Below are 15,567 nucleotides of genomic sequence, written 5' to 3' on the forward strand. Positions count from 1 at the left end.
TCGGGGCGTCCCGGCCGGTGGAGCGCACCGGATCCGGCCCGAGGTGCGCGTCCCGATTGGGATAGGTTGTGCCCCGTGACTGACGAGCAGGAGAAGACCCGGGTTGGCGTGTTCGGTGCCCGGGGCCGGATGGGTATCGAGGTCTGCAAGGCGGTCGACGCCGCCGCCGACCTCGCCCTGGTCGCGGCGATCGACCAGGGCGACGACCTCTCCGCCGCCGCCGGCGCCGACGTGGTCGTCGACTTCACCACCCCGGACGTCGTCATGGACAACCTCAGGTGGTGCGTCGACCAGGGCATCAACGCGGTGGTCGGCACGACCGGCTTCACCACCGAGCGGTTGGAGCAGGTGCGCGGCTGGCTGGCCGACAAGCCCGGGGTGGGCGTCGTCATCGCCCCCAACTTCGGCATCGGCGCGGTGCTGATGATGCAGTTCGCCGCGCGGGCCGCCCGACACTTCGAGTCCGTCGAGATCATCGAGCAGCACCACCCGGGCAAGCTGGACGCCCCGAGCGGCACCGCCACGCACACCGCCCGGAAGATCGCCCAGGCCCGCGCCGAGGCCGGCCTCGGCCCGGTCCCGGACGCCACAAAGGACGAGGTGGCGGGTGCGCGCGGCGCCGACATCGACGGGGTACGCGTCCACGCGGTGCGCGCGAGCGGACTCGTCGCTCACCAGGAGGTGCTTTTCGGCACCACCGGCGAGACGCTGACCATCCGGCACGACTCGTACGACCGGGTGTCCTTCATGCCGGGCGTGCTGCTGGCCGTCCGCGCGGTGCGCAACCGCCCCGGTCTCACCGTCGCCCTGGACGCCCTGCTCGACTGACCGCCCCGCTCCTCCGTCTCGTCGACGCCGCCGGGCCGGGGCGGGGCGGGTGGGTTTAGTCCTCGGTTTGGACCTTCTCGGTCGGAACGGCTACGTGCAGGCGTACCTGGGGCACGAGCATGTCGTCGACGTCCAGGGCACGGGCCGCGCCGTCGAGCTCCCAGCCGGTGCTGGTGAGGAATTTCCGGGTCGCCTCGTCGCCCTCGAACGCCCAGGCCACCGCCCGGCTCAGCCCGTCCTCCCGCCACAGGTCGACGGCGGCGGCGAGCAACCGGCTGCCGTGCCCGCGCCGGCCCCACCGCGGTTCCACAAGCAGATCGGTCACGGCGGCCACGCCCGGGCCGAGCGCCTCGGCCGGCTCGTCCGGGGCCAGCGCCTCGGCGTCGGCCGGCCCGGAGGCGGCGAACCCCACCAGATACGATTGCTCGGCCTGTTCGACGGCGACCAGCACCCGGTGCGCGCCCGAGGGCGGCTCCAGCACCGCGGCGTTCCACCGCCGGGCGAGGAACGCCTCGTCCAGGTTGTCGAGCACGTGCCGAGGCAGGATCCGGCGGTACGCGACCCGCCAGGTCGCGAGTTGGATGCGTGCGATCTCGCCGGCGTCTTCAGGACGCGCCGGGCGGACGTACCCGAGAGCCATGGGACGGAAGCCTACGCAGGGCGAGGGAGGCGACGGTGGTGCAGGGTGCCAAGAGGACGACTGGGCAGGTCGTCGGGGTTGTGGTGCTCGCCGCGGCGGTCACCGCGTTCCTCGCCGTCGCGGCCGTGCGGCACGGTTTCTTCGACCTGAAGGTCTACTACGGCGCGTTGACCTGGTGGGTGCACGACGGCGGGGAGATCTACGACTACCTCAAGCCGGGCACCCAGTACGGCTTCACCTATCCGCCGTTCGCCGCGCTGGTGATGCTGCCGATGGCGTACCTGCCGTGGTCGGCCGCGATCGTGGTGAGCGTGCTCGCCAGCGTTGTCACCACCACGGTGCTGATCTGGTGGTGGGTCGACCCGATCGCCCGCCGGGCCGGCTGGACCCGGTGGTTCGCCCTCGCGGTGGCGCTTTGCCTGGTCGCCGCGTTCGAGCCGATGCGGGAGACCGTCAACTTCGGCCAGGTCAACACGCTGCTGCTCTTCCTGGTGGCGGTGGACCTGCTGCGGCTGCTGCCGGCCGGCAACCGGTGGGCCGGGGTGGGCATCGGGCTCGCCACCGCGATCAAACTGACCCCTGGCGTCTTCATCGTCTACCTGCTGGTGACCGGGCGATGGCGGGCGGCGCTCACCGCCTGCGGGACGGCCGCCGGGGTGTCGCTGCTCGCCGGTGCGCTCTTCCCGGACGCGTCCCGGGAGTTCTGGACCGAGGCGCTGTGGAACACCGCACGGGTGGGGGAGCTGGCCTTCGTCTCCAACCAGTCGCTGCGTGGGGTGGTCGCCCGACTCGACCCGGCGCACCCGAGCACCCTGCTATGGCTGCTGCTGGTGCTCGGCACCCTGGCGCTCTGGGCCTTGCGCTCCCGGGCCGCCGTCTCCGCCGGTGACGAGGCCACGGGGCTGGCGTTTACCGGGGCGGTGATGTGCCTGGTCAGCCCGGTCACCTGGGTGCACCACCTGGTCTGGCTGCTGCCCGCGCTGATCCTGCTCGTCGACAACGCGATGGCCGCGCCGGCCGGCCGCCGCCGGCGGGTCCTGCTGGTCGCCGCGACCATCGGGTACGCGCTGCTGATCAGCCGGACCGTCTGGTTCTGGGAGAAGGACTTCACCGGCCTCGGCGGCTTCCTGGGAAGCAACGCCTACGTGTGGATCAGCCTCGCGCTGCTGGCCTTCCTGCCGATCCGCGGCTGGCTGACCCCGCCCGGATCAGCTGTCGAGGAGCCCGACGTACCGCAGCTCGACAAGGCTGACCGGGGGTTGCCCACCGGCGAGCGGCACATGATAGGTCGACCGCTCACCGTCCGCTGACAGCCCGGCCCGTGCGCAGAACCGGCGGGCCCGCCGGTTGTCCGCCAGCACCCACGCCCGGTATTCGCGCCAGCCCCGCTCGGCGAGCCCGGCCCGAGCGGCGGCCAGGAGAGCGGCGGCGCTCCCGTCCCCCCAGTACGCCGGCTCCACGTACAACGCCACCACCTCGCCGACCGTCGGGTCCAGGTCGTCCCGGTCCTGGTCGCGGCGGTACGGCCCGAAGGTGGTGAAGCCGACGACCAGCCCGTCCACCTCGCCGAGCAGTGTGGTGAACGGATGGTCCGGGTCGGCGGTGCCGAGGTCGCGGCGACGCTGCGCCCAGGCCGCCACGTTCAGCCGCGCCAGCACCTCGTCCGGCATGAAGCCCGCGTAGCCCGCCTGCCAGCCGTGCACGTGCACCCGGGCGACCGCCTCGGCGTCGTCCGGCTCCTCCCGACGGATGGTCAGCATTGCACCGTTCTATGCCCCGTTGGTCGTCACGTCCAGCTTCCCGCACCGGCGTCGTACCGATGAATTAAGGTCGCCGACGATGGCCGCACCGGAATCACTCTCGCTCGCCCAGGCTCGTCGGGTGGCGCTCGCCGCCCAGGGCTTCGCCGACCCGGCGCCAGCCGGCGTGCCCACCCGCCGGCACCTGCGTCGGGTGCTCGACCGGGTCAACCTGATCCAGATGGACTCGGTAAACGTGCTGCAACGCGCGCACTACCTGCCGCTCTACAGCCGGCTCGGGCCCTACCCGACCACGCTGCTCGACCAGGCCGCCTATCGCCGCCCACGGGAGCTGTTCGAATACTGGGGCCACGAGGCGTCGCTGGTGCCGGTCGAGCTGCACCCGATGCTGCGCTGGCGGATGGCCCGCGCGCACAGCGAGTCCTGGGGCGGCATGCGGCGGATCGCCCAGGAGCAGCCGGAACTGGTCGCCTGGGTGCGCGACGAGGTGGCCGCCCGCGGCCCGCTGACCGCCGCCGAGATCGAGCACGACGCACCGCGGGAGACCGGCAACTGGGGCTGGAACTGGTCGGCGGTCAAGCGGGCATTGGAGTTCCTCTTCTGGGCCGGCGAGGTGACCGCCGCCCAGCGCAGCACCTCCTTCGCCCGCCGCTACGACCTGCCCGAGCGGGTGCTGCCCGCGGCGGTGCTGGCCGCGCCCACCCCGACCGACGCCGAGGCGTACCGCACGCTTGTGGCCCTTGCCGCGCGGTCGCTGGGGGTGGCCGCCGAGCCGGAGTTGCGCGACTACTTCCGGCTGCCGCTGGCCGGCGCCCGGCAGGCCGTCGCCGAGCTGGCCGAGGCTGGTGAGCTGGTGCCGGTCACCGTGGCGGGCTGGCGTCAGCCGGCCTGGCTGCACGCGTCCGCCCGGCTGCCGCGGTGGATTCGCGGCAACACACTTGTCAGCCCCTTCGACCCGCTGATCTGGGAACGTGCCCGCACCGAGCGGCTGTTCGGCTTCAGCTACCGGATCGAGATCTACGTCCCCGCGCCGCAGCGGGTCTACGGCTACTACGTGTTGCCCTTCCTGCAGGACGACCGGTTCACCGCACGGGTCGACCTGAAGGCCGACCGCAAGGCCGGGGTGCTGCTGGTGCCGGCCGCCTGGATCGAGCCCGGCGCCGACCCGGCGGAGACCGCGGTGGCGCTCGCCGCCGAGCTGCGCCGTCTCGCCGGCTGGCTCGGCCTGGACGCGGTGGCGCCGCCGCTGGCCGGCGACCTGGCCGGTCCGCTCACCGCCGCGTTGGCCGGCGTGTCCGGTGTACCGTGAGCGCGTGACGAGCGCTCCCGGTCCGTTCGACCAGCCGCAGCCCGCCCCCGGGGCGGTACACACCGTCCCGGTCGATCCGGCTGGCGTGGGTTCGTCGGCTGTGGGTTCGGCTGGCGTGGGTCCGGCCGGTGTGGGTTCGGCTGGCGTGGGTCCGGCCGGTGTGGGTTCGCCGGGTGTGGGTCCGGCCGGTTGGCCGATGAATCCGCCGGGTGGGCACCCGGGGGACCGGCTCACCCGGTTCGTGCTGCGGCTCAACGAGCGTTCGCCGCGCTGGGTGGGGCCGCTGGCCGCGGTCGGCTGCGTCGCCGTGGGCATGGGTTACGCGCTGATCAGCGACCCGGCCGACGCCGCCCCGGACGCCGCGCCCACCTGTCTGCTCAAGCTGACCACCGGGCTGGACTGTCCAGGTTGCGGCGGCACCCGCGCACTCTGGTACGTGCTGCACGCCGACGTGCCGGCCGCTGCCCGGCACCACTTCCTGTTCGTCTTCGCGCTGCCGTTCCTCGCGTACCTCTTCGTGGCCTGGGCGGCGAACCAGGCCTTCGGTTGGCGACTGCCGGAGCTGCAGATCAGCTCGAAGGTCATCATCGGGTTCATGGGCGTGTGGCTCGCCTTCTCGGTGCTGCGCAACCTGCCCTGGGCGCCGTTCACCTCGCTCTACGTCTGACCCGTCCGCCCTCCGGGCTCGCAAGGGGCGTCATCCAGCGTGGTGAAGGTCGGGCACGGCTACTCCAACGGCAGGCCGGGCCTCGCCGTGCCCCTGTAGAGCTGCCCCAGTTGTGGGGCACGGTCCACCGTGATGCCGGTCCACCGTGATGCCGGTCCACCGTGATGCCGGTCCACCGTGATGCCGGTCCGCCGTGATGCCGGTCCTCTTGAGTCGCTCCTGCGGACCGCGGCCCCGAACCTGCCGGCCTCCTGCGGGCGCCGGTCCGGTGGATGCCGGCCTCCAGCTGGCACCCGCCCCCGGACTCACGTGCCCCGTATTCGGGGCAGCTCTACAGGCAGCCGGACAGACGTCAGAGGGTTCGTGCGTCGTCGAGATCTTGGACACCTGTGACTCCACCGGTGTCGGGTAAGCGTCGCGGATTTGGTGGTAGCTGGGCGGTTTCTCTACCGCGAGCCCGAGTTGGGCCAGCGACCGACGGCCACTACAGTCCCAGGAATGCCGGAGATGGTGCAGCCCCAGGTCAAGTTGATCGCGTGGACCCAGTTCGCGGCCCCGGACGACGTGCCGTGGTCGACCGATGCGGAGGGTGGCCAGGCCCTCGCCGAGTTCGCCGGCCGGGCCTGTTACCAGTCCTGGAAGAAGCCGAACCCGGCGACCGCCACCAACGCCGGCTACCTGGCGCACATCCTCGACGTCGGGCACCTGTCGGTGCTCGAACACGGGTCGGTCACCTTCTACTTCACCGGGGTGTCCCGCTCCTTCACCCACGAGTTGATCCGGCACCGGCACTTCTCGTACTCCCAGTTGTCCCAGCGTTACGTCCCGGAACGGGACGCGGCCATGGTCGAGCCGGCGGTCATCGCCGACGACCCGGAGCTGCACAAGAAGTTCGTGGCGGCCGCCGAGGCGAGCGTTCAGGCGTACACCGAGTTGCTTGAGGGTCTTGAGCAGCGCTTCTCCGACGAGCCGAACCCGACGCTGCGCCGCAAGCAGGCCCGGCAGGCCGCCCGGGCGGTGCTGCCCAACGCCACCGAGACCCGGATCGTGGTCAGCGGCAACTACCGGGCCTGGCGGCACTTCATCGCGATGCGGGCCACCGAGCACGCCGACGTGGAGATCCGTGAGCTGGCCGTGGAGTGCCTCCGCCAGCTGCAGGGGGTCGCCCCGAACGTGTTCGCCGACTTCGTGATCTCCACGCTGCCGGACGGCACCGAAGTGGCGGCCAGCCCGCACGAGGCGTCCTGAGCCCTTCCCCGGCGGGCCCCGGCTGGTCGTCCGCTAGGTTGGAGGGTATGACGCACGACCACCTCGACGCCGCCGCCCGACCGGCGTCCCGCCCCTTCGGCCGGGTGCTCACCGCCATGGTGAGCCCGTTCACCCCCGACGGCTCGCTCGACCTGGACGGCGCCGCCCGGCTGGCGAGCCACCTGGTCGACGAGCAGGGCAACGACGCGCTGGTGGTCAACGGCACCACCGGCGAGTCGCCGACCACCACCGACACGGAGAAGGAACACCTGATCCGGGCGGTGGTGGAGGCCGTCGGTGACCGTGCCAAGGTGGTCGCCGGGGTCGGCACCAACGACACCCGGCACACCATCGAGCTGGCCACCGCCGCCGAGAAGGCGGGTGCACACGGCCTGCTGGTGGTCACCCCGTACTACAACAAGCCGCCGCAGGCCGGGTTGCTGCGACACTTCACCGCCGTCGCCGACGCCACCGGCCTCCCGGTGATGCTGTACGACATCCCACACCGCTCCGGCGTACCGATCGACACCGAGACGCTGGTCCGGCTCGCCGAACACGGCCGGATCGTCGCGGTCAAGGACGCCAAGAGCGACCTGATCGCCACCGGCTGGGTGACCAGCCGGAGCGCCCTCGCCTTCTACTGCGGCGAGGACGCCCTCACCCTGCCGGCGCTGGCCGTCGGCAGCGTGGGAGTGGTCGGCACCTCGACGCACTTCACCGGGGCGCTGACCGCACAGATGATCGAGGCGTACGACGCGGGGGACATGCCGGCCGCGCTTGCCCTGCACCGGCGGCTGCTGCCGCTGTTCACCGGCATCTTCCGCACCCAGGGAACCATCCTGGTGAAGGCGGGTCTGGCGTCGCTGGGCCTGCCGGCCGGCCCGGTGCGACCCCCGCTCGTGGACGCCACCACCGACGAGATCGCCCAGCTGCGCGCGGACTTCGCCGCAGCGGGCCTGGAGCTGCCCGAATGAACGAACGACACGATGGGCGCCGAGTAATGGCGTCGCAGAATGAGGTGGACGCGTGACCGAGGCGCACATCGAGGCGGAACTACCCCCGCCGCTGCCGGAAGGCGGCCTGCGGATCATCCCGCTCGGCGGGCTCGGCGCCATCGGTCGGAACATGACCGTCTTCGAGTACGACGGCAAGTTGCTGATCGTCGACTGCGGGGTGCTCTTCCCCGACGTCGAGCAACCGGGCGTGGATCTGATCCTGCCCGACTTCGGTCCGATCCTGGACCGACTCGCCGACGTCCAGGCCATCGTGCTGACCCACGGCCACGAGGACCACATCGGCGCGGTGCCGTACCTGCTCGCCCACAAACCCGACATCCCGCTGGTCGGCTCACAGTTCACCCTCGCGCTTGTCGAGGCCAAGTTGGCCGAGCGGCGGATCCAGCCATACACGCTCACCGTGCGGGAGGGCGGCCGGGAGCGGCTCGGCCCGTTCGAGTGCGAGTTCTTCGCGGTCAACCACTCGATCCCGGACGCCCTCGCGGTGGCCATCCGCACCCCCGCCGGCCTGGTGCTGCACACCGGCGACTTCAAGATGGACCAACTGCCGCTGGACGGCCGGATCACCGACCTGGCCGGCTTCGCCCGGCTCGGCGCCGAGGGCGTCGACCTGCTGCTGTCCGACTCCACGAACGCGGAGATCCCCGGCTTCGTCACCCCGGAGCGGGAGATCGGGCCGGTGCTCGACTCGATCTTCGCGAAGGCGAAGGGCCGCATCATCGTGGCCTCGTTCGCCTCGCACGTGCACCGCGTGCAGCAGGTCTTCGACTCCGCCGGCGAGCACGGCCGCAAGGTCGCGCTGATCGGCCGGTCCATGGTCCGCAACATGGGCATCGCCCGGGACCTTGGCCTGCTCAACATCCCGGCCGGTCTGGTCATCAGCATCGACGAGGCGACCACTCTGCCGCCGGACGAGATCGTGCTGATGTCCACCGGTTCCCAGGGTGAGCCGATGAGCGCGCTGGGCCGGATGGCCAGCGGCGACCACCGGCACATCACCATCGCCCCCGGCGACACCGTCGTGCTGGCCTCCTCGCTGGTGCCCGGCAACGAGACCTCGGTCTACCGGGTGATCAACCGGCTCGCCCGGGCGGGCGCGGTGGTCGTGCACAAGGACGTGGCCAAGGTGCACGTCTCCGGGCACGCCCCCGCCGGAGAGCTGCTCTACCTGCTCAACGTGGTCCGTCCCAGCAACCTGATGCCGGTGCACGGCGAGTGGCGGCACCTGCGCGCCCATGCCCGGCTCGGCATCGAGTCCGGGGTCGCCGCCGACCGGGTGGTGATCTGCGAGGACGGCGACGTGGTCGACCTGGTCGAGGGTCGCGCCACCCTGGTCGGGCACGTGAAGAGCCGGTACGTCTACGTGGACGGCCTCGCCGTCGGCGACGTCAGCGAGTCGCTGCTCACCGAGCGGCGGATCCTCGGTGACGGCGGCTTCATCGCCACCACCGTGGTCGTGGACTCGGTCACCGGCAAGGTGGTCGCCGGCCCGACGCTGTCCGCGAAGGGCTTCTCCGAGGACCCGGAGGCGTTCAACCCGGTGGTCCCGCTGGTCACCGAGGCGCTCAACCGGGCCGCGGCGGACGGCATCACCGATCCGCACCAGCTCCAGCAGATCGTCCGCCGGACCGTGGGTCGGTGGGTCAACGACAAGTACCGTCGCCGCCCGATGATCGTGCCTACCGTCGTCGAGGTCTGACACACGGCGGACCGGGCCGGTCACCGACACCCCTGTGGTTGTCGGTGGCCGGCCCGGCCCGTACCGCGACGAGGCACCGCGGTGCGCGACTCAGGGGAGCGCGGCGACCGCCTCGGCGTAGGCGACGCCGGTGGCGATGGCGGCGTCGACGAGCACCGTCAGCTGGGCCGGGGCCACGCCGTGACCCAGGTCGGTGGCCACGTCCCCGGCCAGCACCAACTCCCCGCCGATGTCGTGCACGTACGCCTTGGGCAGCAACCGGTCGTGGTTCCAGGCGTTGCAGAAGGCGTACGCCTCGGCGCGGCGGGTCGCCGGCAGCCGGCGGGTGGCCATGGCACGGGCGTGCAGCACCTCACCGCGTTCGCCGGCCCGCTGGAACTGGATCACCACGCCGTCCCACCGGCCGACGACCCGGTCGCCCTCCTCCACCAGATATCCGTCGCCGCGCCGGTCGAGTGACGCGGTGATCAGGTCGAGGGTCAGCGCCATCAGCTCCCGCCCATCCGCCCCGCTCTCCCCGGCGGACCCCTCGGCGTACCCGTCCGGCTCGTCGTCGGCGGGTAGCGGGACCGGCGCCGCGAGCGGTCGCTCGGCGAGCCAGGCGGCCATCCGCCCGGAGTGGTGGCCGGTGCCGTTGCGGGCGTCGAAGCTGCCGGCCAGCTCGTTGGCCACCCCGAGCAGCAGCGCGCCGAGGCTGGCCACGTCCGGTTCGGTGGCGGGTCGCCCGCCGTACGCCGGGCGTGGCATCGTTCGCCCGCCCAACCCGGCCGCCACGCCCAGACCGCAGACCAGCGCCCCGGCAGCGGCGAACTCCATGGCGGCGAGGTCGTCGGTGGGCCGATCCCACCGGGGCAGTTGCTCGACCAGGATGGTCAGCCCGCGCTCCACGTGCCCGCTCAGGGCACAGAACCGCAGGTGCGTGGCGAGGTGCGCGAACGCGCCGGGTTCGTGCCGGTGGCGGCGGTAGGCCCGCACGTGTGCCGCCGCGGCCCGCTCCGGCTCGCCGACCCGCAGAGCGGGCAGCAGGCTGGCCACCAGATTCCGTTCGGGCTGGTCGGTGCAGGCCTCCGGGTCGTCGTCGGTCGACGGCAGCTCGTCCAGCGCGGCTCGCCACTCGCCCCAGCCGGCCAGCAGCTCCGCGCGCCGGGCCGGGGCGCAACCGGGGCAGCCGCCGGCCGGGCCGGGCCGCCGGCCGGACCACCTCTCGTACCAGTGTCGGGCGGTGGGTTCGTCGCCCAGGTGGTCGGCGATCCGGCAGTGCAACTCCGCGACCGTTGGCGCGTCCGGACCGTTCGCGCCGACCCGGTGGGCCAGGTCGTGCAGCAGGGCACGGGTCTGGTCCAGCCCGACCCGTGGGGTGCCGAGCAGCGCCTCCACCGCGTACCGCTGGTAGCGCAGCAGCAGCCCGGACTCGACGTCGGTGAGCAGGTCGGGCCGGTGGTCGGCGGCGGCGCGGCACCGCCGGACCGGCTCGACCAGGCGCCACCGCTCCCCGTGCAGCAGGTACGCCTCGATGAGCGCGAACCGTGCGTCCACCCCGGAGCGGACGTCCCCGGTGGCGTCGGCGCGTTCGGCGAGCCGTTCCAGGGCCACCTGCCGGGCCGGGCCGTCGGGCAGGTCCCGAGCGTCGGAGAGCGCGACAGTCAGGGCCGGCGGAGTTGACCCGCCGACCCGGTCGACGGGACCGGCGGGTGGCGCGTCGCGGTGGCCTGCCCGGTCGGTGCGACTGCCGGTGGAATCGTCCCGGCCGGTCACGACGGCACCGCGCCGGGCAGTCGACGGACCGCCACGGCGAGCTGGCACCCGGTGGAGATGCCACAGTCGAGCAGGTGGTCGAGTTGGTGCGGGGTCACCCCGCGTTCCAGGTCGGTGACCACCTCGCCGTAGACCCGGGCCCGACCGTCGTCGTCGACGTGCACGAACGCCTTGGGCCAGAGCCGGTCGTGGTTCCACGAGTTGCAGAACGCGTACAGGGCGGGCACCTGCTCGATTCCGAAGGTGGGAGTGACCATCGTGCGGACCTGGAGCAGCTCGCCGTCCCCGCCGAGGCGGAGGAACCAGATCATGTTGTCGTCGAAGCGACCCACCAGTTCGCCGTCCTCGGTCCGGCCGACGGGCCGGCCCCGGGCGGCGAGCACCGCGGCGACCAGTTCGCCGCTCAACGGGCGTAGCGCGCCCGGGTGCCCGGCCAGCGGATCGTTCGGATCGCCCTCGTATTCCGGCGACGCCATGGGGCATCCCTTCTGAGGCGGATATCACGACCGGCGGCGGGTTTCGTGTTACGACGCGCGGACACGACCCGGAAAAGCGGGGATCTGCCCGGCCCCACCGTTACCGTGACTCTATGGCGGGCCGTACCTCTCAGGCGAGCCGGCGGCGCGGCGCGTCGCCGCGCGGTGGCACCAACAGTCGTGCCCGTCAACCGGCGAAGAAGACCCGGGCCCCGGTCCGGCGTCGTACGACGCCGGCGCGACCCGGCGCGGCCGTCTACGTGGGCCGCGCGGTGGGCGCACTGTGGATGGGCGTGGCACACGGGATGGGCTGGGCGGTGCGGGCCGCCGGTCGGCAGGCCGCCTCCGCCCGCGACCTCGACCCGGAGCACCGCCGGGACGGCGCCGGGCTGCTGATGTTCGGGTTCGCCCTGCTCACCGCCGTGGCGCTGTGGCTCTCCGGAGCGGGCCCGGTGGGCGCGCAACTGGCCGACACGATCCGGCTGTTCCTGGGCGCGATCTCGGTGGTCGTGCCGGTGCTGCTGATGATCGGCGCGTGGCGGTTGATGCGTCAGCCGGCCGACCCGGAGCACCGGGGTCGCGGGTTGATCGGCTGGAGCTCACTGCTCGTCTCGACCGCCGCACTGCTCCACATCGGTCAGGCCCCGGCCAATCCGCTACAGCGGGACTTCGCGGGCGGGTTGGTCGGCGCGGGCATCGGCGGGCTGCTGGAGCGCGCGGTCACCGCCTGGGTGGCGGTGCCGCTGCTGATCCTGCTGCTGCTCTTCGGTCTGCTCGTGGTGACCGCGACACCGATCAACAAGATCCCGGAGCGGCTGGGCCTGTTGGCCGGCGGGCTGGTCGCCACACCGGAGGCCGCCGAGGAAGCCGACGAGCCGGCCGCCCAGCGGCCGCGGAAGCGGCCGGCGAAGCGGACGCCTGCGCCGGTGGACGCGGACGACTTCGAGGACCTGGACGGCGCGGACCTCCAGGAAACCATGGTGCTGCCGCGCAAGTCCCCGGCGAAGGTGCCGGCGAGCCGCCGCCCGCCGGTCGAGCCGCCGGAGCACTCGCCCGCGCCGACGCGCGCCGAGCAGCTCGCGCTCACCGGACTGGCCGGCGACTACACCCTGCCACCGCCCAACATGCTCAGCGCCGGTGCCGCCGCGAAGACCCGCAGCAAGGCCAACGACGAGGTGATCGCCGCGCTGACCGGCGTGTTCGACCAGTTCGACGTGGACGCCGCGGTCACCGGCTTCACCCGTGGCCCGACTGTCACCCGCTACGAGGTCGAGCTGGGCCACGGTGTCAAGGTCGAGCGGATCACCCAGCTCTCCCGCAACATCGCGTACGCCGTGAAGTCGCCGGACGTGCGGATCCTCAGCCCGATCCCGGGCAAGAGCGCGGTCGGCGTGGAGATCCCGAACACCGATCCGGAGAACGTCGCCCTCGGCGACGTGCTGCGCTCACGTGCGGCGACGAGCGACCACCATCCGATGGTGGTGGCGCTCGGCAAGGACATCGAGGGCGGCTACGTGGTGGCCAACCTCGCGAAGATGCCGCACATCCTGATCGCCGGGGCCACCGGTGCCGGAAAATCGAGCTGCCTCAATACCTTGCTGGTGTCCGTCCTCACCCGGGCCACCCCCGACGAGGTACGCCTGCTGCTGATCGACCCGAAGCGGGTCGAGATGACCGGCTACGAGGGCATCCCGCACCTGGTCACCCCCATCGTGACGAATGCCAAGAAGGCGGCCGACTCGCTGGACTGGGTGGTCCGCGAGATGGACATGCGCTACGACGACCTCGCCGCCAACGGGGTCCGGCACATCGACGACTTCAACCGCAAGGTCCGCAACGGCGAGATCAAGGCCCCGCCGGGCAGCGAACGGGAGATGCGCCCGTACCCGTACCTGTTGGTGATCGTGGACGAGTTGGCCGACCTGATGATGGTCGCGCCGCGCGACGTGGAGGACTCGGTCGTCCGGATCACCCAGTTGGCCCGAGCGGCCGGCATCCACCTGGTCCTGGCCACCCAGCGGCCCTCGGTCGACGTGGTGACCGGACTGATCAAGGCGAACGTGCCGTCCCGGCTGGCGTTCGCCACCTCCTCGCTCGCGGACTCCCGGGTCATCCTCGACCAGCCGGGCGCGGAGAAGCTGCTCGGCCGCGGCGACGGGCTCTTCCTGCCGATGGGCGCCTCCAAGCCGGTACGCATTCAGGGCGCCTGGGTCACCGAGCGCGAGATCGCCGACGTCGTGAAGTTCTGCAAGGACCAGCGCGAGCCGGAGTTCCGCAAGGACGTGCTGGCCCCCGCGCAGGAGACCAAGAAGAAGATCGACGAGGACATCGGCGACGACCTCGACCTGTTGGTGCAGGCGGTGGAGCTGGTGGTGACCTCGCAGTTCGGCTCGACCTCGATGCTCCAGCGCAAGCTGCGTGTCGGTTTCGCGAAGGCGGGCCGATTGATGGACCTGATGGAGACCCGTGGGGTGGTCGGGCCGTCCGAGGGGTCGAAGGCGCGTGACGTGCTGGTCAAGCCGGACGAGTTGGAGGAGGTCCTGGCCGGCCTACGCGGCGACGTGGACTGACCGACGGTCACCCGCACCACGGTTCCTCAGTGGAAGATTTTCAGGCCGATCACGCCGGCGACCACCAGCAGCAGGCACAGGATCCGGGGCAGGCTCGCCGACTCGCCGAGCACCAGCATCCCGACCAGCGCCGTGCCGACCGCGCCGATGCCGACCCAGACCGCGTAACCGGTGCCGACCGGGATCTCGCGCAGCGCGTACGCCAGGCCGGCCATGCTCAGGACCAGCGTCACCGCGAACACCACGGACGGGACCAGCCGGCTGAGGCCGGCGCTGCGGTCCAGGGCGACAGCCCAGGCCGTCTCCAACAGTCCAGAGATCACCAATACCAGCCAGGCCATCGTTCACCTCACGCGGGAGTGCCCGGGCCGCCGGGGCCGGGACGAGTCGGGTCTGCACGTCGCGGGGCGTCTTGGCCTGACCGGGTACGCCCACCACTCGTCCGGGGTGGCCGCGGGCCACCGACGCCGACGCTAGCACCGGTCGGCCGTCGTGGCGGCTGGACGGGTCGGGCGTGGCGGCTCGCGCCGGTGGCGCAGTGACTCCCGCCACCCCGTCTTGACCTGCACTTGACTCTAACTTGCAGGATGGCCACCATGACGCTGATCTATGCCGACCCCGAGGTCGCCGCCGCGCTGGACGCCGCCACCACCGTCGACGTCATGCGGGCCGCCCTCCTGGCCGCGTACGAGGGACGTCTCGTGGCCCCGCCTCGGGCCGCCGCTCCGCTCAGCGGTGGGCGGCTGGTGCTCACCGCCGGACACCTGGTCGGCGAGTGGTACGGCTTCCGCTCCTACGACACCTTCGGCCACCCACGGAGTGAGCAGGTGGTGGTGCTGCACGACGCGGGCACCGGGGCGATCCGGGCGGTCGCGGTGGGCGAGGAGCTGGGTTCCCGTCGTACCGGAGGATTGGGTGGCCTGGCGGTCGACGCCCTGGCCCGCCCGGACGCGGCCACCCTCGGCGTGGTCGGCTCCGGCCGGCAGGCCTGGACCCAGGTCTGGGCCGCCGCCGCGGTCCGCCCGTTGCGCGAGGTGGTGGTGCACAGCCGCTCCGCCGCCCGGAGGGACGCCTTCGCCGCGCGGGTCCGCGCCGAGCTGGGCGTGCCCGCCCGGACGGTCACCGACCCCGGCTCGGCCGTCGCCGGGCGGGACATCGTGGTGCTGGCGACGACAAGCCCGACCCCGGTGCTCCGCGCCGCCGACCTCAGCCCCGGCACGCACCTCAACGCGGTCGGCTTCAAGCAGCGTGACCGCAGCGAGTTCGGCACCGACCTGCTGGACGCCGCCGACCTGCTGGTCACCGACTCGCCAGCACAGGCGGCGGACTACCAGCCGCCGATGCTCGCGGCCACGCCCCCGTACGCCGGGCGGTTGCGCGACCTGGGCGGCGTCCTGGCCGGCGCCGCCCCCGGCCGGACCACCGCGGACCAGATCTCGGTCTTCTGCTCCACCGGCCTGGCCGGCACCGAGGTCTTCCTGCTCGACGCGTTGACCCGCATGGGCGCCGTGGCTCGCTGAGCGCCGGCGGGGAACCCGGGTGACCGATTCGGTGCCGAGCCGCGCGCCCGGGTCGTCACCGCAGCCCCGCGTGCGTGGG

General features: G+C 72.5%; 14 protein-coding genes and 1 riboswitch. Of the genes, 9 read left to right on the top strand and 5 right to left on the bottom strand.

Annotation, left to right across the window (positions count from 1 at the left end; all coding sequences use genetic code 11):
• Positions 1-75: 75 nt before the first annotated feature.
• Complete coding sequence (dapB, locus tag ACLQ29_RS17665; protein WP_425772625.1) at positions 76-828, top strand: 4-hydroxy-tetrahydrodipicolinate reductase; 753 nt, start codon at positions 76-78, stop codon at positions 826-828.
• Positions 829-883: 55 nt separating this feature from the next.
• Here the strand turns inward: dapB and ACLQ29_RS17670 are convergent, their stop codons facing one another.
• Positions 884-1,468: a GNAT family N-acetyltransferase gene (locus tag ACLQ29_RS17670; RefSeq protein WP_425772626.1), complete on the bottom strand. Its 585-nt coding sequence runs from the start codon at positions 1,466-1,468 to the stop codon at positions 884-886.
• Between the two features lie 35 nt (positions 1,469-1,503).
• Between ACLQ29_RS17670 and ACLQ29_RS17675 the strand changes: the two genes are divergently transcribed.
• Entirely contained in the window at positions 1,504-2,778 is a 1,275-nt protein-coding gene (locus tag ACLQ29_RS17675) for a glycosyltransferase family 87 protein (RefSeq protein ID WP_425772627.1), read from the top strand.
• On the opposite strand, the gene ACLQ29_RS17680 is transcribed toward ACLQ29_RS17675, so the two are convergent.
• Positions 2,677-3,228 (bottom strand): GNAT family N-acetyltransferase, encoded by a 552-nt coding sequence (locus ACLQ29_RS17680; protein ID WP_425772628.1) that lies wholly within the window; start codon positions 3,226-3,228, stop codon positions 2,677-2,679. The two genes, ACLQ29_RS17675 and ACLQ29_RS17680, sit on opposite strands and share 102 nt — an antisense overlap.
• Positions 3,229-3,307: 79 nt before the next feature.
• On the opposite strand from ACLQ29_RS17680, the gene ACLQ29_RS17685 reads away from it, so the two are divergent.
• The 5 genes from ACLQ29_RS17685 (at position 3,308) to ACLQ29_RS17705 (ending at position 9,167) form a co-directional block, all read left to right on the top strand.
• Entirely contained in the window at positions 3,308-4,537 is a 1,230-nt protein-coding gene (locus ACLQ29_RS17685; RefSeq protein ID WP_425772629.1) for a winged helix-turn-helix domain-containing protein, read from the top strand.
• Positions 4,538-4,541: 4 nt separating this feature from the next.
• Positions 4,542-5,204: a DUF2752 domain-containing protein gene (locus tag ACLQ29_RS17690; RefSeq protein ID WP_425772630.1), complete on the top strand. Its 663-nt coding sequence runs from the start codon at positions 4,542-4,544 to the stop codon at positions 5,202-5,204.
• Between the two features lie 507 nt (positions 5,205-5,711).
• Positions 5,712-6,452 carry an FAD-dependent thymidylate synthase gene (gene thyX, locus ACLQ29_RS17695; RefSeq protein ID WP_355031682.1) on the top strand — a complete coding sequence of 247 codons (741 nt, stop codon included), beginning with the start codon at positions 5,712-5,714 and terminating at the stop codon, positions 6,450-6,452.
• A 47-nt stretch (positions 6,453-6,499) separates the two neighbouring features.
• Positions 6,500-7,426, top strand: coding sequence for a 4-hydroxy-tetrahydrodipicolinate synthase (gene dapA, locus ACLQ29_RS17700; RefSeq protein WP_425772631.1), 927 nt, complete (start codon positions 6,500-6,502; stop codon positions 7,424-7,426).
• A 52-nt stretch (positions 7,427-7,478) separates the two neighbouring features.
• Positions 7,479-9,167 carry a ribonuclease J gene (locus tag ACLQ29_RS17705; protein ID WP_327032393.1) on the top strand — a complete coding sequence of 563 codons (1,689 nt, stop codon included), beginning with the start codon at positions 7,479-7,481 and terminating at the stop codon, positions 9,165-9,167.
• A gap of 90 nt (positions 9,168-9,257) precedes the next feature.
• On the opposite strand, the gene ACLQ29_RS17710 is transcribed toward ACLQ29_RS17705, so the two are convergent.
• Together ACLQ29_RS17710 and ACLQ29_RS17715 are read right to left on the bottom strand one after the other, a co-directional pair.
• On the bottom strand, positions 9,258-10,922 hold the full coding sequence (locus ACLQ29_RS17710) for a YbjN domain-containing protein (protein WP_425772632.1): 1,665 nt from the start codon (positions 10,920-10,922) through the stop codon (positions 9,258-9,260).
• A complete protein-coding gene (locus ACLQ29_RS17715; protein ID WP_393375286.1) occupies positions 10,919-11,398 on the bottom strand; it encodes a YbjN domain-containing protein in 480 nt (159 codons plus the stop codon). Before ACLQ29_RS17715 ends, ACLQ29_RS17710 begins: the two co-directional genes overlap by 4 nt.
• A gap of 113 nt (positions 11,399-11,511) precedes the next feature.
• Between ACLQ29_RS17715 and ACLQ29_RS17720 the strand changes: the two genes are divergently transcribed.
• Entirely contained in the window at positions 11,512-13,968 is a 2,457-nt protein-coding gene (locus ACLQ29_RS17720; RefSeq protein ID WP_425772633.1) for a DNA translocase FtsK 4TM domain-containing protein, read from the top strand.
• A 26-nt stretch (positions 13,969-13,994) separates the two neighbouring features.
• On the opposite strand, the gene sugE is transcribed toward ACLQ29_RS17720, so the two are convergent.
• Positions 13,995-14,309, bottom strand: a complete 315-nt coding sequence (gene sugE / locus ACLQ29_RS17725) for a quaternary ammonium compound efflux SMR transporter SugE (RefSeq protein ID WP_393375291.1) — start codon at positions 14,307-14,309, stop codon at positions 13,995-13,997.
• Between the two features lie 60 nt (positions 14,310-14,369).
• A riboswitch (guanidine-III (ykkC-III) riboswitch) is annotated at positions 14,370-14,434 on the bottom strand.
• 130 nt (positions 14,435-14,564) lie between these two features.
• Here sugE and ACLQ29_RS17730 point away from each other — a divergent pair.
• Positions 14,565-15,488 carry an ornithine cyclodeaminase family protein gene (locus ACLQ29_RS17730; protein WP_425772634.1) on the top strand — a complete coding sequence of 308 codons (924 nt, stop codon included), beginning with the start codon at positions 14,565-14,567 and terminating at the stop codon, positions 15,486-15,488.
• Positions 15,489-15,567 lie beyond the last annotated feature (79 nt).

Origin of the sequence: Micromonospora sp. DT228 (assembly GCF_049841595.1) — a bacterium.
Taxonomy (GTDB): Bacteria; Actinomycetota; Actinomycetes; order Mycobacteriales; family Micromonosporaceae; genus Micromonospora.

Excerpts from the sequence above, each read along its gene's own strand:
- ACLQ29_RS17670 (WP_425772626.1), bottom strand. The coding sequence starts at position 1,468 with ATGGCTCTCGGGTACGTCCGCCCGGCGCGTCCTGAAGACGCCGGCGAG.
- ACLQ29_RS17680 (WP_425772628.1), bottom strand. The coding sequence starts at position 3,228 with ATGCTGACCATCCGTCGGGAGGAGCCGGACGACGCCGAGGCGGTCGCC.
- ACLQ29_RS17685 (WP_425772629.1), top strand. The coding sequence starts at position 3,308 with ATGGCCGCACCGGAATCACTCTCGCTCGCCCAGGCTCGTCGGGTGGCG.
- thyX (WP_355031682.1), top strand. The coding sequence starts at position 5,712 with ATGGTGCAGCCCCAGGTCAAGTTGATCGCGTGGACCCAGTTCGCGGCC.
- dapA (WP_425772631.1), top strand. The coding sequence starts at position 6,500 with ATGACGCACGACCACCTCGACGCCGCCGCCCGACCGGCGTCCCGCCCC.
- ACLQ29_RS17715 (WP_393375286.1), bottom strand. The coding sequence starts at position 11,398 with ATGGCGTCGCCGGAATACGAGGGCGATCCGAACGATCCGCTGGCCGGG.
- ACLQ29_RS17720 (WP_425772633.1), top strand. The coding sequence starts at position 11,512 with ATGGCGGGCCGTACCTCTCAGGCGAGCCGGCGGCGCGGCGCGTCGCCG.
- sugE (WP_393375291.1), bottom strand. The coding sequence starts at position 14,309 with ATGGCCTGGCTGGTATTGGTGATCTCTGGACTGTTGGAGACGGCCTGG.
- ACLQ29_RS17730 (WP_425772634.1), top strand. The coding sequence starts at position 14,565 with ATGACGCTGATCTATGCCGACCCCGAGGTCGCCGCCGCGCTGGACGCC.